The sequence below is a fragment of the Conexibacter sp. CPCC 205762 genome (genome assembly GCF_030646155.1).
Taxonomy (GTDB): Bacteria; Actinomycetota; Thermoleophilia; order Solirubrobacterales; family Solirubrobacteraceae; genus Conexibacter.
In genome coordinates this window covers 15,746-38,837 of sequence record NZ_JAUTDN010000014.1, presented here as the reverse complement: position 1 = coordinate 38,837, position 23,092 = coordinate 15,746, and the positions used below count along the sequence as shown (strand labels likewise).

Annotated in this window: 19 protein-coding genes; 1 reads left to right on the top strand and 18 read right to left on the bottom strand. The window is 72.7% G+C overall.

Annotated elements, in window-relative coordinates; translation table 11 throughout:
- Window positions 1-129: 129 nt before the first annotated feature.
- From Q7L73_RS13135 to thrS, 16 genes are all read right to left on the bottom strand, one after another.
- Window positions 130-3,618, bottom strand: a complete 3,489-nt coding sequence (locus Q7L73_RS13135; RefSeq protein ID WP_304690056.1) for a hypothetical protein — start codon at window positions 3,616-3,618, stop codon at window positions 130-132.
- A gap of 123 nt (window positions 3,619-3,741) precedes the next feature.
- Window positions 3,742-3,906, bottom strand: a complete 165-nt coding sequence (locus Q7L73_RS13130) for a hypothetical protein (RefSeq protein WP_304690055.1) — start codon at window positions 3,904-3,906, stop codon at window positions 3,742-3,744.
- 36 nt (window positions 3,907-3,942) lie between these two features.
- A complete protein-coding gene (locus Q7L73_RS13125) occupies window positions 3,943-5,235 on the bottom strand; it encodes an argininosuccinate synthase (protein ID WP_304690054.1) in 1,293 nt (430 codons plus the stop codon).
- A gap of 25 nt (window positions 5,236-5,260) precedes the next feature.
- On the bottom strand, window positions 5,261-5,836 hold the full coding sequence (locus Q7L73_RS13120; RefSeq protein ID WP_304690053.1) for a response regulator transcription factor: 576 nt from the start codon (window positions 5,834-5,836) through the stop codon (window positions 5,261-5,263).
- Between the two features lie 110 nt (window positions 5,837-5,946).
- Window positions 5,947-7,095: an aspartate aminotransferase family protein gene (locus Q7L73_RS13115; protein ID WP_304690052.1), complete on the bottom strand. Its 1,149-nt coding sequence runs from the start codon at window positions 7,093-7,095 to the stop codon at window positions 5,947-5,949.
- Window positions 7,092-7,958, bottom strand: a complete 867-nt coding sequence (argB, locus tag Q7L73_RS13110; RefSeq protein ID WP_304690051.1) for an acetylglutamate kinase — start codon at window positions 7,956-7,958, stop codon at window positions 7,092-7,094. Before argB ends, Q7L73_RS13115 begins: the two co-directional genes overlap by 4 nt.
- 1 nt (window position 7,959) lies before the next feature.
- Complete coding sequence (gene argJ, locus Q7L73_RS13105) at window positions 7,960-9,204, bottom strand: bifunctional glutamate N-acetyltransferase/amino-acid acetyltransferase ArgJ (RefSeq protein ID WP_304690050.1); 1,245 nt, start codon at window positions 9,202-9,204, stop codon at window positions 7,960-7,962.
- Window positions 9,201-10,208, bottom strand: a complete 1,008-nt coding sequence (gene argC, locus Q7L73_RS13100; protein ID WP_304690048.1) for an N-acetyl-gamma-glutamyl-phosphate reductase — start codon at window positions 10,206-10,208, stop codon at window positions 9,201-9,203. The genes argJ and argC overlap by 4 nt, the downstream gene beginning before the upstream one ends.
- A complete protein-coding gene (pheT, locus tag Q7L73_RS13095; protein WP_304690047.1) occupies window positions 10,201-12,636 on the bottom strand; it encodes a phenylalanine--tRNA ligase subunit beta in 2,436 nt (811 codons plus the stop codon). The genes argC and pheT overlap by 8 nt, the downstream gene beginning before the upstream one ends.
- A 16-nt stretch (window positions 12,637-12,652) precedes the next feature.
- Window positions 12,653-13,702: a phenylalanine--tRNA ligase subunit alpha gene (pheS, locus tag Q7L73_RS13090; protein ID WP_304690045.1), complete on the bottom strand. Its 1,050-nt coding sequence runs from the start codon at window positions 13,700-13,702 to the stop codon at window positions 12,653-12,655.
- The gene (locus tag Q7L73_RS13085; RefSeq protein ID WP_304690044.1) at window positions 13,699-14,433 is read right to left on the bottom strand and encodes an RNA methyltransferase; all 735 of its coding nucleotides are present in this window, start codon (window positions 14,431-14,433) and stop codon (window positions 13,699-13,701) included. The genes pheS and Q7L73_RS13085 overlap by 4 nt, the downstream gene beginning before the upstream one ends.
- A 155-nt stretch (window positions 14,434-14,588) precedes the next feature.
- The gene (gene rplT, locus Q7L73_RS13080; RefSeq protein WP_304690042.1) at window positions 14,589-14,954 is read right to left on the bottom strand and encodes a 50S ribosomal protein L20; all 366 of its coding nucleotides are present in this window, start codon (window positions 14,952-14,954) and stop codon (window positions 14,589-14,591) included.
- Window positions 14,951-15,151, bottom strand: a complete 201-nt coding sequence (gene rpmI, locus Q7L73_RS13075) for a 50S ribosomal protein L35 (RefSeq protein WP_304690040.1) — start codon at window positions 15,149-15,151, stop codon at window positions 14,951-14,953. Before rpmI ends, rplT begins: the two co-directional genes overlap by 4 nt.
- Window positions 15,152-15,182: 31 nt before the next feature.
- Window positions 15,183-16,250 (bottom strand): glycoside hydrolase family 3 N-terminal domain-containing protein, encoded by a 1,068-nt coding sequence (locus Q7L73_RS13070; RefSeq protein WP_304690038.1) that lies wholly within the window; start codon window positions 16,248-16,250, stop codon window positions 15,183-15,185.
- Window positions 16,251-16,270: 20 nt separating this feature from the next.
- Window positions 16,271-17,308, bottom strand: coding sequence for a translation initiation factor IF-3 (infC, locus tag Q7L73_RS13065; protein WP_304690036.1), 1,038 nt, complete (start codon window positions 17,306-17,308; stop codon window positions 16,271-16,273).
- Between the two features lie 116 nt (window positions 17,309-17,424).
- A complete protein-coding gene (gene thrS, locus Q7L73_RS13060; protein ID WP_304690035.1) occupies window positions 17,425-19,359 on the bottom strand; it encodes a threonine--tRNA ligase in 1,935 nt (644 codons plus the stop codon).
- A 192-nt stretch (window positions 19,360-19,551) separates the two neighbouring features.
- Here thrS and Q7L73_RS13055 point away from each other — a divergent pair, with 192 nt between their 5' ends.
- Window positions 19,552-21,780 carry an MMPL family transporter gene (locus Q7L73_RS13055; RefSeq protein WP_304690033.1) on the top strand — a complete coding sequence of 743 codons (2,229 nt, stop codon included), beginning with the start codon at window positions 19,552-19,554 and terminating at the stop codon, window positions 21,778-21,780.
- Window positions 21,781-21,841: 61 nt separating this feature from the next.
- Here Q7L73_RS13055 and Q7L73_RS13050 read toward each other — a convergent pair whose 3' ends face one another.
- Window positions 21,842-22,297, bottom strand: a complete 456-nt coding sequence (locus Q7L73_RS13050) for a group III truncated hemoglobin (protein ID WP_304690031.1) — start codon at window positions 22,295-22,297, stop codon at window positions 21,842-21,844.
- Window positions 22,290-22,997: a TetR/AcrR family transcriptional regulator gene (locus Q7L73_RS13045; RefSeq protein WP_304690029.1), complete on the bottom strand. Its 708-nt coding sequence runs from the start codon at window positions 22,995-22,997 to the stop codon at window positions 22,290-22,292. The genes Q7L73_RS13050 and Q7L73_RS13045 overlap by 8 nt, the downstream gene beginning before the upstream one ends.
- Window positions 22,998-23,092 lie beyond the last annotated feature (95 nt).

Below are 23,092 nucleotides of genomic sequence, written 5' to 3'. Positions count from 1 at the left end.
TAGCTGCGACGCGTGCCGCGGCGGGCCGGTTCCCCTCGGCGGGCTGCCCGCGCCGGACAAGTCTGCGGTGTTTGCCGCTCTCTGCGAGGCAAGATCCGCAGACTTCCGCGGAGCGGGCCGCGGGGTGCGTCAGGTGCGGGCGAACTCGGTCGCGCGGATCCAGCCGCGCAGCCGTTCGAGCGCCTTCAGGTCGCCGTCGATCGCGGCGCCCTCCCCCGGCGGCGGCGTGACGCCGGCCAGCACCGCCAGCAGCGCGCCGCGGGTGCAGCGGAGCGTGACGGTCGCCTCCTCGCCCGGACGGGTGCGCAGGACCGCGATCGGGGCGCCGTGCTGGATCCGCATCCAGGCGTCGGGCGGGCCGCCGGGCAGCGGCGCGTGGGCGATCGTGAAGCGGTTGCCGAAGGTGGCGGAGGAGTCGATCGCGAGCGCGGCCAGCCACAGCGCCAGCGCCGGCTCCAGCGTCGCGCCGCTGGAGGCGAGGTCGCGCAGCGCGAGCGGCTCGCGTGCGAGTCTGCGCAGCTCCCGCAGCTTGCGGCGCGAGCCCTTGATACGCGCGCGGCGACGCAGGCCGCGGCGGCGCAGCAGCAGCTTGGCGAGGCCGGCGTGGTCGGTCGTGACGCGCAGGTCGGTGGCTCTGGAGGAGCGCGGGCCGTCGAGCGGTCTGACGCACGTGTGCCCGTCGTGCACGTCGACCGCGACCGTGCCGCGATCGGTCAGCACCAGGTCGTAGGAGACCTGCTGCGAGACGAGCCCCTGCGCGGGCAGGATGCCGACCAGAATCCTGCCGGCGGTCTCGGGATCCTCAGCCGCGAGCCGCTTCAGCGCGCGCGGCAGCCACGGCGCCGGCGGCCCACTCGGCGCGCGCTGCAGCCCGAACGGCTCCCGCCGCTCCGGCTCCGCCGACGCAGCCCTCGTCGGCGGCGTCTCCCACGCGACCGGACTGGCGCCCACCTCGGCCGGCGGTATCGCGGGAGCGAAGGGCGCGGGGGCGGCGTCAGCGGCCGGCGGCGCGTCAACGGCGGGAGCCGGCGCGGCGTCGGCGGGTGCTGGGGCGGCGTCGGCGGCGGGTGCCGAGGCGGCGTCAGCGGCCGGCGGCGCGTCAACGGCAGGTGCCGGGGCGGCGTCAGCGGCCGGCGCGGCGTCACCGGCAGATGCGGCGTCGGCGGCCGGCGCGGCGTCAGCGACAGGCGCGGCTTTGGCGGCCGGCGCGGCGTCGGCCTCCTCGTCGAGCGGCTCGGTCGTCGCGCGGAGGCGATCGCGGGCCTCGGCGAGGCGGGCGGCGTCGAAGCCCGGCAGCGCGGCCGGCGGCAGCTCCTCGTCGGCGAGGCCCTCCGGCGCGTCCACGACCGGCGCCGCGGCCTGCTCGGCCGGCGACGCTGCCGCAGCGGGCGCATGCTCGGCGGCAGCGGCCGGCGCATCCGCGGTGGCCGGCGATGCGTCCACGCGAGCGGTGTCGGCAGCCGGCGGCGTACCCACGGCAGTCTGCGCCGCGTGGGCGCGGTCGGCCTCGGCAGCCGGAGACGTCTCTGCGGCGGCCGGCGGCGCGTCATCGGCGGTCGGTGTGTCCGGTGCGGTCGCGGCAGGGGCAGACGTGAGCGGCTCGGCGTGCGGTATCAGCGAGCGGGTCGGGGAGCCGCGCTCAGTCAGCATGCGGAGGGCGTTGGCCGCCTCGAGCTCGCCGCGCACGCGCCGCAGCGCGCCCTCGATCCGCTGCTCGGCGTCCATCCGCGAGGCGATCGCGCGCTCGAGCTGGGCGATCTGCTCGCGCAGCTCCCGCTCGGTCGCGGCCTGACGGTCGAGCTGGCCCTGCAGCCGCCCCGAACGCTCGCGCTCCAGCGCCAGCGCCGTCACCGGTATCGCCCGCGAAGGCCCGCGCTCGGCCGCGAACGGCATCGCGTCCGCGGCGGACGAGGCCGCGTCCGCGCCCGGCGCGACAGCAGACGACGCCGCGTCCGCGCCCGGCGAGACAGCCGACGACGCCGCATCCGCACCCGGCGCATTCGCTGAGGCCGGCGTGGCCTCGGCAGGGGCGACGCCGGGCGACGCCGGCTCGGCGGCGAGCGGCGCGGCGGCCGCAGGCGGCGGGGTCGTCTCGCCGCGACGGCGCAGGTCGATCTCGGACGGCAGCGGGCGGCCGCGACGAGCGGCGCCCGGTCTGCGTGCCTCGGCTGCCGCGCGCTGGGCGACCAGCTGCTGCTCGCGCTCCAGCGCCGAGCGTCTCGGCACGATCGGGGCCGGCGCGGGCGTCGCGACGGGCGGCGCCAGCGCAACCGCCTGCATCGAGCGCGCCAGCGACAGCTCCGCGTGCAGCAGCGGAAGCGAGACCGGCGACGCCCCGCTCGCGCCCGGAGCGCCGGCGCCGGCAGCAAGGGCGTCAGACGCGGCGGGTGTCGCATCGGCAGCGTCCGCGGCAGGCACATCGGCGACGGCCGCGGCGGGCGTGGCGGCGGCCGGGGTTTCGGCATCGGGCGCGGCCGCTTCGCCGCGTTCCAGGCGCTCTCTCAGCGCGTCGCGCTCGGCGCGGGCTTGGGCGAGCTGGGCGCGCAGCGCCTCGCGCTCGGCCTGCTCGTGGGCGACCTCGGCGAGGACGGCGTCGGCGCCCTCGCGGGCGGCGCTCGCCTCGGCGCGGGCGGCGGACAGCTCGGCGGCGAGGCGCTCGACCTCCTCCAGCGCGCGGCGGCGCTTCTCTCTCGACGCGCCGCGCTTGGCCTCCGCGCGACGGCGGGCGGACTCGGAGGCGGCCGCCACCTGCTCGGCCTCGGTGACGCGCTCGCGCAGCGCGGCCAGCTCGGACGCCGCCCGCTTGGAGGCCTGCTTCGCGCGCTCCTCCTCGGCTTCGATCCGCGCGCGCTGCTCCGACGCGGTCAGCTCGGCGCGCGAGAGGCGCGCCTCCAGCTCGGTGCGCGTCTCGTCGGCGGCGGCGGAGACGCGCTCGCGCTCGTCACCGCGCTCGGCGGCGGTCGCCTCGGCCCGCTCGGCGCGGCCGCGCAGCTCGATCAGCTCGGCGGCGGTGCGCTCGGCCCTCGCGCGCGCCTCCCCCAGCTCGGCCTCGACCCGCTCTGCACGCGTGTGCGCCTCGGCCAGCTCCACGTCGGCGCGTCCGGCATGCGCGCGCACCTCGTCCAGCTCGCGGCGGGCTGAGGCCGCTGCCTCGTCCAGCTCGCGCCGGGCAGTGGCAGACGTCGCCTCGAGCTCACGCTCGCCCCGCGCTCGCGCCTCGTCGAGCGCGCGCCGCGCATCGGTCAGCTCGCGCTCCCCGCGCGCTCGCGCCTCAGCCAGCTCGCGCGCGAGCCGCGCCTCGGCCTGCGTCAGCGCCTCGCGCGCCTCGATCCGCTGCGCCTCCTCGGCGTGGGCGCGCAGCTCGGCCGCTCTCAGCGCCCGTTCGCGGTCGGCGACGAGGCGGCTGAGGCGCTCCGGCTCCAGCCGCGCCTGCTCCAGCTCCGCCTCCAGCCGCGCCCGCTCGGCCGACAGCTCGGCCGCCAGCGCCTGCGCGTCGGCGGCGCGGCGGGCCGCGACCTGCTCCGCCAGCTCCGCACGCTGCGCGCGTCGCTCGGCGAGGACGGCGGGGTCGACGACGTTGGCGTCGTCAGGCGGGAACGGGTCGGGAGACATCTTCATGGGCAAGCCGGGGAACGCCCCAGGCTACCTGCGATCTCGGACGCGCGGCAGCGTCACGACATGACTGAACGAACTCCTGCAAGAAGCCGTTCAGAAATTCCCGCACGATGCGGGGAAACGAGATCAGTCGGCCGAGCCGAGACGCTTCTGCGCGATCACGATCGCGCCCGCGACGCCGACCGCCACGAGCGCGCCGGCGCCGATCTTCTTCGGCGCCGTGCCGTAGCGCTTGCGCAGGTACCGCGTGCCGACTCTCCAGACGATGAAGCCAAGCGCCTTGTAGTACATGGAGACCTACCTACCCGCCCAGGAGAGCCCGCAAAATCAGGACTCTCTGCGCTCGCGCAGCTGGTACGCCATCCGCGACTGCAACGACCACAGCTCGATGAAGCCGGGCGAGGCGGTCTGCGAGAAGAGGCCGCCCGACTCCGCGAACGAGGCCAGCGAGGCGTCGTAGACGGCGTTCGGCGACTCGCGCGTGACGACGCGGACCGAGCCCTTGTAGAGCTTCAGCCCGACCTTGCCGGTCACCTGCTTGTTGACCGCGTCCTGGTAGGCGTCGATGTCGGAGCGCAGCGGCTCCCACCAGAGGCCGGCGTAGACGAGGTAGCCCCACTTCTGGTCGAGCCCCGTCTTGAACTGGTTCTGGTGGATCGTGCCGACGAGGTGCTCCAGCTCCTGGTGGGCCGGCAGGACGATCGCCGCCGCCGGCACCTCGTAGATGTCGCGCACCTTCAGGCCGACGATGCGGTCCTCGATGTGGTCGACGATCCCGACGCCGTGCTTGCAGCCGATCTCGGCGACCCGCTCCAGCAGGTCGGCCAGCCTCAGCTGCTCGCCGTTGAGGGCGACCGGGACGCCCTCGAAGAACTCCAGCTCGACGATCTCCGCCTCGTCCGGCGCCAGCTCGGGGCGCGTGACGAGCTGGAAGACGTCGTCCTCCGGCGCGTGCGTCAGGTCCTCGATCCAGCGGCCCTCGGAGGAGCGGCCCCAGAGGTTGTCGTCGATCGAGTAGGGCGTCACCTCGGCGCCGCCCTTGACGAAGATGCCGTTGGCGCGCGCGTAGGCGATCTCCTCCTCGCGGCCCATCTGCCACGAGCGGACCGGCGCGATCACCTTCAGCTCGGGGCCGAGTGTCGCGATCGTCGCCTCGATGCGGACCTGGTCGTTGCCCTTGCCGGTGCAGCCGTGGGCGATCGTGTCGCAGCCGGTCTTGCGCGCGTACTCGACCGCGAGCTTCGCGATCAGCGGGCGGCCGAGCGCGGTGAAGAGCGGGTAGCCGCCGCCGTAGAGGGCGTTGGCCTTGATCGCCGGCGCGATGAAGTCGCGCGCGAACTCCTCGCGGGCGTCGACGACATGCGTCTCGATCGCGCCGATTCTGAGCGCCTTGTCCTTGATGACCTCGTAGTCCTCGCCAGGCTGGCCGAGGTTGACGGTCAGGCAGACGACCTCGGCTCTGTACTCGTCCTGGATCCACTTGAGCATGACGCTCGTGTCGAGCCCGCCCGAGTAGAGCAGCAGGACGCGTCTGACCTCGGCGGGATCGGCCTCGTAGCTCGCGGTGCGCGCGGGCGCAGCGGCGATGCGGTGGACTTCGGTCTGGATGGGCTCGCTCATTGCGGGCCGGACTTTACGGCAAGTCCTACGCGCGGGTGCGCGACGCCGTCGGCGCCAGCCGCGCCAGCAGCCGCTCGACGCGGCCCTCCAGCTCCTCCGGCCGGACTGCGAGCGTGGTCGCGATGTCGGCGGAGGGAGTGCCGTCGAGCAGCATCGCGACGATCGGCCAGTCCTCGGTCGGGATCCGCGCGCGCGCGTCCTGCAGCCGCTCCGGCGTGACCGGCGCGAGCAGGTGCTCGCCTCTGTGGACGCGGCGGATGCCGTCGAACAGCTCCAGCATCGGGGCGGTCTTGTCGAGCATTCCGTCGGCGCCGGCGAGCGTCGCCGCGACCGACAGCTCGTCGTGCGCGAAGGCCGAGTAGATCAGCACTCTGCAGTGCGGGTCCAGCGCCTTCACGCGGCGGCAGAGCGCGAGGCTGCTGCCGCCGGGCAGGTGCAGGTCCAGCAGCACGAGATCCGGTCTCGCGCGCTGCGCGAGCCGCCAGCCCTCCTGCTCCTCGGAGGCCGCGCCGACCGGCACGAGGCCAGGCTCGCTGCGCAGGACAGCGACGAGGCCGGCACGGACGGCGGGATGGTCGTCGACGATCAGGATGCGAATCACGGGACGCCAAGACCATACCCTGGCCAGCAGCGGTCCGACCGCATCCTGATCGGATCCGAACAGCTTCAGCCGGCCCGGCGGCGGCGCGCGCCGCCGCGAGCGGCGACGCGTCAGAGCAGCGCGGCGATCCGCCCGACGGCGTCGTCGACCTGCTCGTCGGAGACGACCAGCGGCGGCAGCAGGCGGATCGTGCCGGGCCCGGTCGCGTTGACGACGATCCGCTGCTCGGTCAGCGCCCGCAGCGCGAGCGCCGGCGCGCCCTCGACGTCGAAGCCGACCATCAGGCCGCGGCCGCGCACGTTCGAGAGGCCCGGCAGCGCCGCCAGCCGCTCGCGCAGGCGCGTGCCCAGCTCGACGACGCGCGCCAGCAGGGCGGGATCCTCCAGCACGTCGAAGGCGGCGTTGGCGGCGGCGGCGGCGAGCGGGCCGCCGGCGAAGGTCGAGCCGTGGTCGCCGGGCTGGAAGACGTCGGCCAGGCGCGGGCCGGTCACCAGCGCGCCGATCGGCAGGCCGCCGCCGAGCGCCTTCGCGGAGGTCAGCGCGTCGGGCACGACCGCCGTCTGCTCGTACGCCCACATCGTGCCGGTCCGCCCCATCCCGGTCTGGACCTCGTCGAAGACGAGCGCGGCGCCGACGCGGTCGCAGGCGGCGCGGGCGGCGAGCAGGAACTCGTCGGACAGCGGATGGACGCCGGTCTCGCCCTGGATCGGCTCGACCAGCACGGCCGCGGTCTGCGGGCCGACGGCCGCCTCCAGCTCCGCGACGGTCGCGTGGATCGGCACGAAGCCGGGCACCAGCGGCGCGAACGGCGCCTGCTTGGACTCCTGCGTTGTCGCGCTCAGCGAGCCGTAGGTGCGGCCGTGGAAGCCGCCGTGGAGGACGACGATCTCACCGCGCGGCTTCGCCTTGCGGACGAGCTTCAGCGCCGCCTCGTTGGCCTCCGTGCCGGAGTTGCAGAAGAAGACCTTGCCGCCGAGCGAGGACTCCGACAGGCGCCGCGCCAGCCGCATCGCGGGCGCGGTGTAGAAGAGGTTGGTCGTGTGCGTCAGCGTCCCGGCCTGCTCGCGCACGGCGGCGACGACCGCCGGATGGCAGTGGCCGACGTTGAGGACCGAGATGCCGGAGAGGAAGTCGAGGTACTCGCGGCCCTCGTCGTCCCACAGCCGCGCCCCCTCCCCTCTGACCAGCTCGACCGGGTAGCGGGCGTAGGACGGGATCACATGGGCGGATTCGACCGCCTGCAGCTCTGTCAGGGTCATATCGCGGGCTTGACCATCGTGCCGAGACCGGCGTTGGTGAACAGTTCGAGCAGCAGCGAGTGCGGCACGCGCCCGTCGACGATGACCGCCGAGGAGACGCCGCCGTGGATCGCGTCGATGCAGGCGGACAGCTTCGGGCGCATCCCGCCGGAGATCTCCGGCAGCCGGCGCTCGACCTCGTCGGCGGTCACCTCGGTGATCACCGACTCGGGGTCCGACGGGTCGCGCAGCCAGCCGCGCACGTCGGTCAGGAACATCACCTTGTAGGCGCCGAGCGCACGCGCGACGGCGCCGGCCGCCTCGTCGGCGTTGATGTTGTACGAGTTGCCCTCACGGTCGGCGCCGACCGAGGCGACGACCGGGATGTAGTCCTGCGCGATGTGCGTCAGCACGTCCGTGTCGACCCGCTCGATCCTGCCGACGTAGCCGATGTCCTCGCCGCCGGGCGCGAGCTGGCGGGCGGCGCGGAACAGCAGGCCGTCGTCGCCGCAGAGGCCGACCGCCCCCTGGCCGTGGCGGTTGATCCGCAGCACGATGTCCTTGTTGACCTTGCCGACGAGCACCATCTTCGCGATCTCGACGGTCTCTCTGTCGGAGACGCGCAGGCCGGAGACGAACTCGACCGGGAGGCCGAGCCGGCCCATGTAGTCGGTGATGTCGGGGCCGCCGCCGTGGACGACGATCGGGTTGATCCCGACGTACTTCATCAGCACCACGTCGCGCGCGAACTCCTCGCGCAGCGCCGGGTCGGTCATCGCCGCCCCGCCGTACTTGATGACGACCGTCTTGCCGTGGAACTCGCGGATGTACGGGAGCGCCTCGAGCAGCGTCGCGATGTCGCGTGTCGGCGGGGCTGGATTCATCTCAGGTCGTGTACTCCGCGTTGATCGTCACGTACTCGTGGCCGAAGTCGGAGAAGAAGACCTCCGTCTCCGCCCCCTCGCCCGGGAGCGCGACGACGTACTCGACCTCGTCGCGCTGGACGGCCGTGTTGAGGGCCTCCTGGTCGAACCGCAGTGCGCTGCCGTCAGCGAAGACGGTGACGCCCTCGATCGCGATGTCGAAGTGCAGCGGCGAGCTGTCCAGCAGCGCGCCGCCGACCGCCTGCGCGATCCGGCCCCAGTTGGGGTCGCCGCCGTTCAGCGCCGTCTTCACCAACGGCGAGTTGGCGACCTCGCGGGCGACCTTCTCGACCGCGCCGTGGTCCTCGCCGGAGACGACGACGCGGCCGATCCGCGCCGCTCCCTCGCCGTCGGCGACGATCAGCAGCGCGAGCTGGCGCAGCAGCGCGTCGAGCGCCTCACCGAGCTTCAGCTCGTCCTCGGACAGCGGCGCGACCTTGACGCCGCTGGCGCCGCTGGCCATCAGCACGACGGTGTCGTTGGTCGACAGCTGGCCGTCGACGGAGATGCGGTCGAACGAGCGCTTGACGGTCACGCCGAGCAGCAGGTCGGCGGTCTCCTGCTCCAGCAGCGCGTCGGTCTGCACGAAGCAGAGCATCGTCGCGAAGTTCGGCTGGATCATGCCGGCGCCCTTGCACTGCGCCGTCAGCCGCACGTCGCCCGCCGGCAGCTCGACGACGAGCGAGGCGCGCTTGGCGAATCTGTCGGTCGTCCTGATCGCGTCGGCGAAGTCGCGGTCGCCGTCGGTGCGCAGCTCGGCGTGGACCTCCTCGACACCGGCGATCAAGCGGTCGAGCGGCAGCGGCACGCCGATCACGCCGGTCGAGGCGACGGCGACATGGAGCTGGTCGACGCCGGTCGCCTGCGCGACCGCGGCCTGCGTCGCGAGCGCGTCGTCGACGCCCCGGGCGCCGGTCGCCGCGTTGGCGTTGCCGCTGTTGGCGACGACCGCCCGCAGCCGGCCGACCTCGGCCCGCTCTCGCGAGACGATCACCGGCGCGGCGAGCACGCCGGAGCGGGTGAAGCGGGCGGCGCTGACGGTCTCGGGCGCGTCGGCGACGAGCAGCCCGAGGTCCTTCTCGCCGCTCGGCTTGACGTGCGCGGAGACGCCGGCGGCGCGGAAGCCGCGCGGCAGGCCGCCGCGGTCGTCCTCGCGCACGTGGCGCGGGCGCGGGACCCAGCGGGAGACGAAGAAGGAGTCGCTCACGAGATGCCCTCCGTCTCCTCGTAGCCGAACATCAGGTTGAGGTTCTGGACCGCCTGCGAGGAGGTGCCCTTCCAGAGGTTGTCGATCGCCGCCAGCACGATGATCCGGCCGCTGCGCGGGTCGACCTGCGTCGCGATCCGCGCGATGTTCGTCTCGCGCACGTCCTTGACGCCCGGCGAGCGCTCGGTCAGCTCGACGAACGGCTCGTGCGCGTAGCGGTCGGCGTAGAGGTCGCGCACCTCCTCGCCGGAGACCGCGCGCGTCGGCGTGACGTAGGCGCTGATCAGCTCGCCCTGGTCCAGCGGCAGCAGATGCGGCAGGAAGGTGATCGTCAGGTCGGCGCCGAGGACGGCCAGCTCCTGCTCGATCTCGGGCGTGTGGCGGTGGCCGGCGACGCCGTAGGCGGCGACGTTCTCGTCGACGGTGACGAAGTGGGTCTTGTCGGTCGCGGCGCGGCCGGCGCCGGAGACGCCGGTCTTGGCGTCGACGATCACGTCGCCGAGCAGGCCGGCGCGCGCCAGCGGCGCGAGCCCGAGCAGCGCCGCCGTCGGGAAGCAGCCGGGGTTGGCGACGACGTCGGCGACCTGGATCCGCTCGCGGTAGCCCAGCTCCGGCAGGCCGTAGACGGCGTGCTCCAGCAGCTGCGGGGCGGAGTGGTCGCCGTACCACTGCTCGTAGGTCGGCAGGTCGCGCAGACGGAAGTCGGCCGACAGGTCGATCACGCGCACGCCGCGCTCGCGCAGGCCGGCGACGGTCGGCGCGGCGGCGTGGTGCGGGTAGGCGACGATCGCGGCGTCGACGTCGCCGTGGCGGTCGAGGTCCAGCTCCTCCATCACGAGCGGGACGCGATGACGCGGGTAGAGGTCGTCGAGGCGGCGGCCGACGTCCGAGCGCGAGGTGATCGCGCTCAGCTCGAAGTGCGGGTGGCGCTGCAGCAGCGCCGCGGCGAGCGCGCCGGCGTAGCCCGACGCGCCGAAGACGGAGACCTTCGGTCCGCTAGGCACGGAGCGTGCCCCCCAACGTGGCGAGCGCCTCCTCGATCGCGGTGCGCCGCTCCCCGACCTCCTCGTCGGTGAGCGTGCGGTCGGGGGCGCGGAAGGCGAGCCGCAGCGCCAGCGAGACGTTGCCCTCGCCGATCTGCGTACCGCTGTACACGTCGAACACCCCGGCGTCCGCGAGCAGCGGGCCGCCGGCGGCGCGGACGGTCGCGACGACCTCGCCCGCCGGCACCGTCGCCGGCAGCACGACCGCGAGATCCTGGCGGATCTCCGGGAAGGAGGTGTAGTCGGCGTAGACGGCCGGGCCGGGGACGGCGGCGATCACGACGTTGAGGTCGATCATGAAGGCGGCCGTCCGCTCCAGGTCCCAGTCGGCCGCGACCGTCGGATGCAGCTCGCCGATCCAGCCGACGACGACCTCGTCGCCGCCGCCGTGCGGCGTGACGATCACTCTCGCGGTGCGGCCCGGGTGCAGGAACGACTCGCTGCTGACCTCCAGCTTCCAGGTCACGCGGAGCGTGTCGAGCAGGTGCGCGAGCACGCCCTTGGCGGCGAAGAAGTCGGCCCGCGGCGGTCTCGGCTCGACCCAGTTCGGCGGCCGCAGCGCGCCGGTCAGCAGCACGCCGAGCAGGTGCGGCTCGTGCGGCAGCTCCTGACCCGAGGGCGCGAAGACGGCGCCGGACTCGAAGATCGCCACGTCGGACGTGCCGCGCGTGACGTTGCGCTGGGCGACGTCGAGCAGGCCGCCGAGCAGGGTCGTGCGCAGCACGCTGTGGTCGGCCGACATCGGGTTCTCGACCGCGATCGACTGACGGCGGTGGTCGTCGGCCGGCAGCCGCAGTCTGTCGGCCAGCTCCTGCGGCGACCAGCTCCAGCCGATCACCTCGTGCAGGCCGGCGCCGACGAGCGTGTCGGCCGCCTTGCGGCGCAGCTGCTGCCATTGCGTCAGCTGGCCCGAGGCGCCGCGCCGCAGCGGCAGCGTCGCGGGCAGGTTGTCGACGCCGTCGATCCGCGCGACCTCCTCGATCAGGTCGGCCTCGCGCGTGACGTCGTTGCGGCGGAAGTGCGGCACGGTCGCATCGAGCCCGTCGTCGGCGTCGGCGGTGCCGAAGCCGAGCGCGCCGAGGATCTCGGCGCTGCGCGTGCGCGGGATGTCGGCGCCGAGCAGGCCGGTGACGCGCGTGTCGCGCAGGCGGATCGTCGCGTGCGCGGCGTCCCAGCCGGACGGCCGCGCGACGTCGAGCGTGCCTTCGCGAACCGTCGCGCCGCACAGCTCGACCAGCAGCCTCGTCGCGACCGCCTGCGCCTCCAGCGTGCCCTCGGGCGAGAGCCCCTTCTCGAAGCGGCCCGACGCCTCCGAGCGCAGCGCCAGCCGCGTCGAGGTGCGCTGGATGTTGGGACCGTCCCAGACGGCCGACTCCAGCAGCACGGTCGTCGTCGCGGCGACGACCTCGGAGCGGGCGCCGCCCATCACGCCGGCGAGCGAGGTCGGCCCGTCGGCGTCGCAGATCACGACCATGTCGGGGTCGAGTCTGCGCGTCTCGCCGTCGAGCGTCTCGAGCGTGTCGCCATCGCGGCCGTCGCGCACGACGAGCCGCCCGCCGGCGACGCGGTCGAGGTCGAAGGCGTGCAGCGGCTGGCCGGTCAGCAGCATCACGTAGTTGGTGATGTCGACGACGTTGGAGATCGGCCGCTGGCCGGCGGCCATCAGGCGCGCCTTCAGCCAGTACGGCGACGGGCCGACGGTGACGTTCTCGAAGATGCGCGCGGTGAAGCGCGGGCAGCGCTCGGTCTCGATCGTCACGTCGATGCCGGCGAGCGCGCCGCTGAGCTGCTCCCTCCCGCCCTCGTGCGCCCAGGGTGGCGGACCCAGCGGAGCGCCGGTCGCGGCGTGGACCTCGCGCGCGACGCCGTAGATGCCGAGGCAGTCGGGCCGGTTGGGCGTGATCTCCAGCTCGAGCACGTCGGTCTCCAGCGGCAGCACGTTGCCCAGCGGCGTGCCGGCGATCAGCTCGTCGGGCAGCTCCATGATGCCGTCGTGGTCGACGCCGATGTCGACCTCGGACTCGCCGAGGATCATGCCGTTGGACTCGACGCCGCGCAGCTTCGCCTTCTTCAGCTTCGTGCCGTCGGGCAGGCGCGAGCCGGGCCGCGCGAGCGCGACGGTGATGCCGGCGCGCGCGTTCGGCGCGCCGCAGACGACCTGCAGCGGCTGCTCCTCGCCGACGTCGAGCTTCGTCACGCGCAGGCGGTCGGCGTCGGGGTGCTGGACGGCCTCCAGCACCTTCGCGACGACGAAGTGGTCGCCCGAGGGCACGCCGTGGTGCGTGACGCGCTCGACCTCGGTGCCGGTCAGCGCCAGCCGCGCCGACAGCTCGTCGGCGGTCAGCTCGGGATGGACGTGCTCGTGGAGCCAGGAAAGCGGGACCTTCATCGCGAGATGGCCTCCGTCAGAACTGCCGCAGGAAGCGGAGGTCGTTGTCGTAGAAGAGCCGCAGGTCGGAGACGCCGTGCTTGAGGAAGGCGATCCGCTCGATCCCCATGCCGAAGGCGAAGCCCTGCACCTTCTCGGGGTCGTAGCCGTGCTCTCTCACGTAGGAGAAGACGTTCGGGTCGACCATCCCGGCTCCGAGGATCTCGATCCAGCCGGTGCCCTTGCAGAGCCCGCAGCGCGAGCCGTCCTTGAGGTGGCCGGTGCCGTTGCAGCGGAAGCAGGAGACGTCGATCTCGACGCTCGGCTCGGTGAAGGGGAAGAAGTGCGGCCGCAGCCGCACCTCGCGCTCGTCGCCGAAGATCGCGCGCGCGAACTGCAGCAGCGTGCCCTTGAGGTCGGCGAGCGTGATGTCCTCGTCGACCGCGAGCCCCTCGATCTGGTGGAACTGGGGCGTGTGCGTCGCGTCGCTGTCGCGGCGGTAGACGCGGCCGGGGACGATCAGGAAGATCGGCGGCGGCTGCTGCTCCATCGCGCGCACCTGCATCGGCGAGGTGTGCGTCCGCAGCACGATCTCGTCGGCGACGTAGAAGGTGTCGCTTCTGAGCCGCGCCGGGTGGGCCGGATCGTGGTTGAGCGCGTCGAAGTTGTAGTAGACGCGTTCGACCTCGGGGCCTTCGGCGACGGTGAAGCCCATGCCGATGAAGACGTCCTCGATCTCGCGCCGCGTCTGCGTCAGCAGGTGCAGGCCGCCGGCCGGCGGCAGCGGCGCGCCGGGCAGCGTCACGTCGACGCGGTCGGCCGCGAGCTGGCGGTCCAGCTCGGCGCCGGCCAGCTCGGTGTTGCGCGCCTCGATCAGCGCCTCCAGCGCCTTGCGCGCCTCGTTGGCGGCCTTGCCGACGGGGCCGCGCTGCTCGGGCGGCAGCTGCGCGACGCCGCGCAGCATGTTCGGCAGCTCGGCTCTGCGGCCGAGCCATCTGACGCGCGCCTGCTCCAGCGCGTCGGTCGTCGTCGCGGCGGAGACCTCGGCCTCGCCCGCTCTCTTCAGCTCGTCGATGCGCTCGATCATGCGGCGTTCATCCTATGGTCCAGCGCGTCCGCGCCGCGCGTTGCCTCGTAGAGGGCGATCGTCGCCGCCATCGCGGCGTTCAGCGATTCCGAGCGGATCGCGATCCGCACCGTGCGATCGCACTCCGCCACCAGCTCGGGCGGGAGCCCCGACCGCTCCGCGCCGATCAGCAGCGTCGCAGGTCCTGCGAGCGGACCGGTCAGTCCGCCGGCGTCGGCGTGGGCGTCGAGCGCGATCGTCTCGCCCGGCAGCTCGGCGACGCTCGTGGCGCGCGCGACCGGCACCTGGAAGACGGCGCCCATGCTCGCGCGCACGGCCTTCGGCCCGTACGGGTCGGCGCAGCCGGGGCCGAGCACGACGCTGGCGGCGCCGAACGCGAGCGCGCTGCGCAGCACGGTGCCGACGTTGCCGGGATCGGCGATCCCGTGCAGGTAGACGGCGAGCGGCCCGAGCGGCTGCGGCACCCAGCGCTGCTCGTAGACGGCCAGCGCGCGCGTGCCGGAGCCGAGCTGCGAGACGTGCGCGAGCACGTCCGGCTCGACCTCGGCCCCGCCGAGCCCGCTGCCGGCGGCGCTGAAGCGCTCCAGCGCGCGCCAGCCGGCCGCGTCGGCGGCGGCGAGCAGGTCCTCCCCCTCCGCGACGAAGCGGCCGCTGTCGTCACGGCCGCGCTTGCGCGCGAGGCGGCGCAGCTCTTTGAGGCGTTCGTTGTGGATGGAGGTGATCGGTGGCATCGCTCTGCTGGGTTCGCGCTCGCGCTCGTTCGCTGCTCGCTGGTGCTGCTTCGCTGCGGCCGCGCCGCCGTCCTGCCCGGCACGCGCTTAAAACAAAAAGGGCGCCGTCCTGAAGGAGTCGGCGCCCGTTTCGGGAGAAGCTGGTGGGTCTGCGCTCAGGCAGCCGCCGCCAACGCCTCGCGGGCCTTGTCGGCGTAACGTCGGAACAGCTCGGCATCGCGGACGGCGATGTCGGCGAGGACCTTGCGGTCCAGCTCGACGTCGGCCAGCTTGAGGCCGTGCATGAACTGCGAGTACGACAGGTCGTTGATGCGCGCGGCCGCGTTGATGCGCGCGATCCACAGGCGACGGAAGTCGCGCTTGCGGTTGCGGCGATCGCGGTAGCGGTACTGATCCGCCTTGAGGAGGGCTTCCTTCGCGCGTCTGTAGTTCGAGTTGGCTTCGCCACGGAAGCCTCTCGTCATCTCCAGGACTTCACGGCGCTTCTTGCGCGCGTGAACGGAGCGCTTGACGCGGGTCACTTGCCCACCCCGAGAAGCTTCTTGATGCGCGGAGCATCGTCGTCGGACATGATCGCGGGGCGACCGAGGGCGCGCTTGCGCTTCGGCGACTTCTTCTCGAGGATGTGGCTCGAGAAGGCGTGACGACCACGGACCTTGCCCTTGGCGGTCACCTTGAAGCGCTTCTTGGCGCCGGAATGAGTCTTCATCTTGGGCATTGGGACGGAGAAGTAAAGCAGACCCGGCGCTTCAACGCAGCGCGGCCCGGAGCGAAATCGCCCGCTCAGCACCGTCGTCGATCGCAGCCCGTGAGATCGCGCCGCTTCTGACGGCGCGGACGAGCGCCGCGGCACCGCGATCGGCCGCGCTCGCAGTCTGGCAGAAGAGCAGCAGATCGTCACCGGCGCGGACGGCGGCGAGCGCCTTGCGCTCCGGCGACAGGTGCGCGATCGCCGGCACCTCGAGGTCGTCGGTGACGACGACGCCGTCGAAGCCGACGACCTCGCGCAGCTCTCTCTGCACGATCCGCGGCGAGAACATCGCCGGACGGCTGTCGAGCGCCGGGTAGACGCCGGTCGAGACCATCGTCAGCGGGACGCCGGCGCGCGCTGCCGCTCTGAACGGCAGCTCGTCGCTGGCGCGCAGCGTGCTCAGCGGCACGTCGATGCGGTTGAGCTTGAGGTCCTCGTCGTGGCCGCCGCGGCCGAGGCCGGGGAAGTGCTTGGCGGAGGCGAGCACGCCGCCCGCTCTGAGGCCGCTCGCGAAGGCGACGCCGAGCTTGGAGACCTGCGCCGGCGTCGAGCCGTAGGTTCGCCCCAGCTCCAGCACGCTCGACCCGGGCAGCCCGAGGTCGAGCACCGGCGCGAGGTTGACGTTGACGCCGACGCCGGTCAGGTTGGCGGCGGCCGCGACGCCGGTGCGGCGGGCGAGGTCGGCGCTGTTGCGCGCGGCGACCTGCACCGGAGAGAGCTGCGGGGCGCCCGGAAGGCGCTTCACGAGCCCGCCCTCCTGGTCGATCATCACCAGCAGCGGCAGGCTCCGCAGCGCCCGCGGGCCGCGCTTGCGCTCGGCCTGCAGCCTGTCGGTCAGCGCCTTCAGCTGCGGGCGCGAGGAGATGTTGCGGGCGAACAGGATCACGCCGCCCAGCTCGCCGCGGCGGATCTTCGCCGCCAGCTCGGCGGGGACGGTCGTACCCGGCAGCGAGCCGATGACGCGCTGCCCGACCGACTGCTGGAGCGTCAGCCCCGTGGCGCGCGTCGCCGCGGCGCCGGCGGGCGGCGTCGCGGCGGGTGCGGCCACGCTGAGCGCGGCCGCCATCGCGGTGAGGATCGAGGCGATCAGGACGCCGTCGTCGCGCCCTCGGGCGCTTCGTCGGCGGCTCTGGTCGCTCTGGCAGCGGCTCTTCTGGCCGCCGCTCTTCTGGCCGGAGCTCTTCTCGCTCTGGCTCTCGGAGCAGCTCTCGCTCTTGCTCTCGGGGCGGGTCTCTCCTCGGCGGCCGGAGCCTCCTCGGCGGGATCCTCCTCGGCAGCCGGGGCCTCAGCCTCGGCAGCGGGAGCCTCCTCGGCCGGCGACTCCTCAGCCTCGGCGGCCGGAGCCTCCTCGGCCGGCGACTCCTCAGCCTCGGCGGCCGGAGCCTCCTCAGCAGGAGCCTCAGCCTCAGCGGACGGAGCCTCGGCAGCGGGCGCCTCGGCAGCCTCCGTCTCCGGAGCGTCCTCGGCCGACTCGGTCTCCTCGGCCGACGTCGCCTCGAGGGCGTCGTCGTCCTTCGGGCCCTTGTCGCGCTTGCTCTTCTTGCCGTCGTCGGGCGTGTCGAACTCGCCCGCGAGCACGGCCTTCGAGGGGCCGAGCATCATCGTCATGTTGCGGCCGTCCTGAATCGGACGCTGCTCGACGGTGCCCAGCTCCTGCAGCTCCTCGGCAAGTCTCTCCAGCAGCACCTGACCACGCTCGGGATGCGTCACCTCGCGCCCGCGGAACATGATCGTGACCTTGACCTTGTCCTTGTGCTTGAGGAAGCGGGTGACGTGCCCCTTCTTCGTGTCGTAGTCGTTCTGCGCGATCTTCGGGCGGAACTTGATCTCGCGGATCGTGATCTGCTGCTGATGCTTGCGCGCGGCCTTCTGCTTCTGTGCCTGCTCGTATCTGTACTTCGAGTAGTCGAGCACGCGGCAGACGGGCGGGCGCGCGTCGGCGGCGACCTCGACCAGGTCGAGATCGCGCTCCTGGGCGTAGCGGAGCGCATCCGGCGTCTTGAGGATGCCGATCTGCTGTCCGTCTTCGCCGATCAGGCGCACCTCAGGAACGCGGATGCGTTCGTTGATGCGCGTGTTGTCCCGCTCTGGCGGGCGCCGGTCAAATCGCCGTGGGACCGGCATTACGAGGCCTTGTTCTGTCGCGTCAAGAGTTGCGCGACGTGTAGATCATGAGCATCAAGGGGGCGCAGTATAGCGGCGCCGCCCGGTCGGGCTGAAGCTTTTGTCGCAGGCATCGGCTACGCGGACCGGGTCGCGGTCTCCTCGGCGACGCGCGCGACGAAGTCGGTCAGCGCAAAGCTGCCGATGTCGCCCTCTCTGTGACGACGGGCCGCGACCTCGCGCCCCTCCGCCTCTCTGTCGCCCAGGATCAGCATGTACGGGTACTTCTGCAGCTCGGCGTCGCGGATCTTGCGGCCGACCGACTCGGTCCGCTCGTCGACGTCGACGCGCACGCCGGCGGCCTGCAGCGCCGCGACGACCTCCTGCGCGTAGTCGACGTGCCGGTCGGAGATCGGCAGCACGATCGCCTGCACCGGCGACAGCCAGACGGGGAACTCGCCGGCGTAGTGCTCGATCAGCATGCCGATGAAGCGCTCGTAGGAGCCCATCGCGGCGCGGTGGATCATCACCGGCGTGTGCTCTCTGTCGTCGGCGCCGACGTAGGTGAGGCCGAAGCGGGCCGGCATCGAGTAGTCGAGCTGGACGGTGCCGAGCTGCCACGAGCGGCCGAGCGAGTCGGTCACGTGGAAGTCGATCTTGGGGCCGTAGAAGGCGCCGTCGCCCTCGTTGATGCGGTACTCGAGGCCCTGGTGTCTGAGCGCGTCGGCGAGCTTCGCCTCGGCGCGGTCCCACATCTCCTCGCTGCCGATGCGGTTCTCGGGACGGGTCGACAGCTCGATGTCGATGTCGAAGCCGAAGCGGCCGAGCGTCTCGAAGATCAGGTCGAGGCAGCCGATCACCTCGTCCTGCACCTGCTCCTCGGTGCAGAAGATGTGCGCGTCGTCCTGCGCGAAGTGGCGCACGCGCATCAGCCCGTGGAGCGTCCCCGACGGCTCGTAGCGGTGCAGCAGGCCCGGCTCGCTGTAGCGCACCGGCAGCTCTCTGTGGGAATGGCGCTGCATCCCGAACAGCTGGCAGTGGCCGGGGCAGTTCATCGGCTTGACGGCCATGTCGCGGTCCTCCGCGGCCGTCAGGAACATGTTCTCCTTGTACTTGCCCCAGTGGCCGGAGGTCTTCCACAGCTCCGAGTCGTAGATCTGCGGCGTCTTGACCTCGTCGTAGCCGCGCGGCCGGTTCAGCTCGCGCGTGAACGCGACGAGCGTGTTCCACAGCTGCGTGCCGCGCGGCAGCCAGAAGGCCGAGCCGGGCGCGACGGCCGAGAAGCCGAACAGTCTCAGCTCTCTGCCGAGCTTGCGGTGGTCGCGCTTCTTCGCCTCCTCGACCCGCTCGAGGTACGCGGCCAGCTCCTCCTTCGTGAAGAAGGCGGTGCCGTAGATGCGCGTCAGCATCGTGCGTCTGGCGTCGCCGCGCCAGTAGGCGCCGGCGATCGACTGCAGCTTGAACGCCTTGATCCGCTTCGTGCCGGGGCCGTGCGGGCCGCGGCAGAGGTCGGTGAAGGGGCCGTTGGTGTAGAGCGAGACCGTCTCGACCGGGTCGTCGGCCGGGGCGTTTCTGACGAGGTCCTCGATCAGCTCGACCTTGTACGGCTGCTGCTCGCGCACGAACCGCTCGAGCGCGGTGCCGACCGAGACGTCCTCGCGCGCGAACTGCTCGTCGGCCTTGATGTGCTCCTTCATCTTCGCCTCGATGCGGGCGAAGTCGGCGTCGGAGACGGTGACGCCGGGCGGGAACTCGAAGTCGTAGTAGAAGCCGTCCTGAATCGGCGGGCCGATCGAGATCTTGACGCCGGGATAGAGGTCGATCACGGCGGCCGCGAGCACGTGCGCCGTGTCGTGGCGCAGCAGCTCCAGCGCCTCCTCCCCGCTCTTCTGCGTGAGGATCTCGAGCGTGGCGCCGTCGTGCAGCGGCGCCGTCAGGTCGCGCAGCTGTCCATCGACCTTGACCGCGAGCGCGGCGCGTGCGAGGCCGGCGCCGATCGCGGCGGCGGCGTCGGCGCCGGTGGCGCCGTCGTCGAGCTGGAGCTCTGTTCCGTCTGGCAGGAGGGCCTTCATCGGTTGGCCAGGATACGCGAACGCGCCACTGGTCACCGGGCCAACCGCACCGCGTGGTGGGGCTGACCCCACCACGCGCTCTGGGAGTGCCTGCACTGCCGCTCGGCGGACCCCCTCATGGGCGCGGCAGCCGGCCGCTGAGAGCCTGCTTCCTGCATCGAGTCATCGGCTGAACGCAAGGGGTTGCGAGCAATGCAGAGAGAGAACTTCGCGGCGCGCGCCGGAAGGTGGAGCGCACAACACCGGAAGACGGCGATCCTCGGCTGGATCGCCTTCGTGATCGTCGCCTTCATGGCCGGCAACATGGCCGGCACCAGACCCGTGAGCGATCGCGACAGCGGCACCGGCGAGTCAGGCCGGGCCGAGCGCGTCCTCTACGACGCCTTCCCGCAGCAGTCGGGTGAGACGGTCTTCATCCAGTCGCCGAAGCTGACGGCGAGCGACGCGCAGTTCAGAGCCGCGGTCGACGACGTCGTCACGCGGATGCAGAGGCTGCCCGCGGTCGCGCGCGTCTCCTCGCCCTACGCCGAGGGCAACGGCGGCCAGATCACCGCCGACGGTCATGCGGCGATCGTCCAGATCAAGATGAGAGCGAGCGAGGAGGACGCCGAGGACGACGTCGGCGCATTGCTCGCGCAGACCAGAGCGGCCGCCAGAGCGCACCCCGAGCTGCGCGTCGAGCAGTTCGGCGACGCCTCCGCCGGCAAGGCGCTCGGGAAGATGTTCGAGGACGACTTCAAGAAGGCCGAGATCCTCTCGATCCCGGTCACGCTGCTGATCCTGATCGCCGCCTTCGGCGCGCTCGTCGCCGCCGGCCTGCCGCTGCTGCTCGCGCTCTCCAGCGTGATGGCGACGCTCGGCCTCGTCGCGCTCGGCTCGCACGTGATCGCGGTCGAGGACAGCGTCAGCTCGGTCGTGCTGCTGATCGGCCTCGCCGTCGGCGTCGACTACTCGCTCTTCTACCTCCGCCGCGAACGCGAGGAGCGCGCGGCGGGACGCTCCGAGGAGGCGGCGCTGCAGGCCGCCGCGGCGACCTCGGGCCGCGCGGTGCTGATCTCGGGCCTGACGGTGATGATCGCGATGGCCGGCATGTTCATCACCGGCGACTCGACCTTCATGGGCATGGGCATGGGCGCGATCCTCGTCGTCGGCGTCTCGCTGATCGCCTCGCTGACGGTCCTCCCCGCGCTGCTCTCGAAGCTCGGCGACAAGGTCGACCGCGGCCGCATCCCGTTCGTGATGCGCAAGCGCGACGTCTCCAAGCCGCCGCGCGTCTGGGGCGCCGTGATCGACGCCGTGCTGCGCCGCCCGCTCGTCTCGGCGCTGATCTCCGGCGGGCTCCTGCTCGCGCTCTGCATCCCCGTGCTGGGGATGAAGACCGCGGTGCCGGGGATCGAGACGCTGCCGCGCTCGCTGCCCGTGATGCAGACCTTCGACCGCATCCAGTCGGCCTTCCCGGGCCAGCAGATCGAGGCCGAGATGGCCGTCTCCGGCGCCGGCGACCTGCGCACGCCGCAGGCGCAGGCGGCGCTCGGCAGATTCCGCAGAGCGGCCCTGGCGACCGGCACGATCCACGAGCCGATCACGATCGAGCTGTCGAGAGCGGGCGACGTCGCGAGAATCGGCCTGCCGATCGACGGCGACGGCACCAACGCCGCCTCGCACGCCTCGCTCGGCGAGCTGCGCGGCCAGCTGGCGCCCGCCCTGCGCGCCGAGCTGGGCAGAGGCGCCGACACCGCCGTCACCGGCACGACCGCCGGCTCGCAGGACTTCAACGATCTGATGAGCTCGCGGATCTTCTGGGTCTTCGCGTTCGTCCTGACGCTCGCCTTCCTGCTGCTGCTGGTGACGTTCCGCTCGATCGTGATCGCGACGAAGGCGATCGTGCTGAACCTGCTGTCGGTCGGCGCCGCCTACGGCGTGCTGGTGCTCGTCTTCCAGCACACCTGGGCCGAGTCGCTGCTCAGCTTCGACTCGACCGGCGCGATCACCTCATGGCTGCCGCTGTTCCTGTTCGTCGTGCTGTTCGGGCTGTCGATGGACTACCACGTGTTCATCCTCAGCCGCGTCCGCGAGGCGTACGACCGCGGCATGAGCACCGACCGCGCAGTCGCGCACGGGATCAAGACGACCGCCTCGACGGTGACGAGCGCGGCGATCATCATGGTCGCGGTCTTCGCGATCTTCGCGACGCTGTCGGCGATCGAGTTCAAGCAGCTCGGCGTCGGCCTGGCGGTCGCGATCTTCATCGACGCGACGCTCGTGCGGGCGGTGCTGCTGCCCGCGACGATGAGCCTGCTCGGCGACTGGAACTGGTACCTGCCGAGATGGCTCGGCTGGCTGCCGCAGGTGACGCACGAGCCGCCGGTCGAGCCGCTGCGCCCGGAGGCCGAGCGCGAGCGGGAGCTGGCCGGCGTCTAGAAGCTTGCATCGCACCCCGCAAGCCGCCGCGCCCGCGAGTGTCCCTCGCGGGCGCGGTGCGTTAAGCGGCGTCGCCGTGGCGGGTGATCGTCAGCAGGCCGCCGATCGGCGGGGCGGCCGCGGGATCGCCGGGGCCGTACGGCGAGGGCAGCGCGGCGAGGCGGCGCGAGAAGGCGCCGGCGACGCGCTCGGCATGCGCCTTCGCCAGCTCCGCGCGCTCGCCCGCGAACAGCTCGTCGACGGTCGTGCGCCACAGCAGCAGCCAGCGCTGGAAGTGGCCGGGCTTGAGGCCGACCTGCGCGTGCAGCCTGATGTGGGGCGCGAAGGCGCCGCCGCCGTAGCTCTGCGCGCCGAGCAGGATCTTCTCCCAGAAGGAGGTGATCTCGGGCACGTGCGCCTCGAGGTCGAGTCTGGCGACGTCGGTGAAGATGAAGCCGATCACCTCGTCGGCGAGCGCGCGGCCGTAGAAGGCGCGCACGAGCCGCTCGCAGTCGGCGCGGTCGGCGATGTCATGCATCCGCGGCCTCCCGCACGAAGCCGTCGACGAGGCGCCTCAGGCCGTCGGCGAACAGCTGCTCGTCGCGCTCCGGGTCGATCGCGGAGAGGTCGATCACGCCGTCGATCGCGGTTCGCGTCGCGCTGCTGGAGAAGCTCGCCTCGCGCTCGCCGGGGGCCGAGCTGAAGCTGCCGTCGCCGACCGCGCCGCCCAGCTCCTCGTGCGCGATCTGGCGGGTCGCGGCGAAGATGATCGTGCCGAAGGTGAACGTCGCGTAGGTGTGGAAGGCGCCGGCGGCCGCCTCTCCCCTCAGCGCGATCCGCTCCAGCAGGCTCGCGACGAGCGCGATCACGTTCGCCATCATCCCCTCGCCCGCGGGCGTCGCGGAGGCGTAGGGGGCGATCCGGTAGTGGCGCATGAAGGCGCGGCGCGAGGCTATCCCGGCCGCGATCAGCGTCTCCTGCGGCGGCGCGTTGAAGGGGTCCGGGACCAGCTCCAGCACGTCGGCGGTCGCCTCGGTCCAGACGAGGTCGACGCCGGCCTGGTAGATCGCCGCCCGCGACGGATAGTGGTGGTAGATCGCCGACGGCGCGACGTCGAGCGCGGTCGCGAGCTGGCGGATGCTCGGCGCGGTCGCGCCGGCGTCGAACTGACGCAGCGCCTCGGCGGCGATCTCCTCACGCGTCAGATGCGTGTCGCGATTGCGGGCGAGCCGGGTCACGGGGTTCGAACCTAGCGCACTCAACCGAACGTCGTACGCTGCCGATGAACGGGTTACCGAACACCGTCCACTTTCGTCCCCGCCGTCAGGTCGCC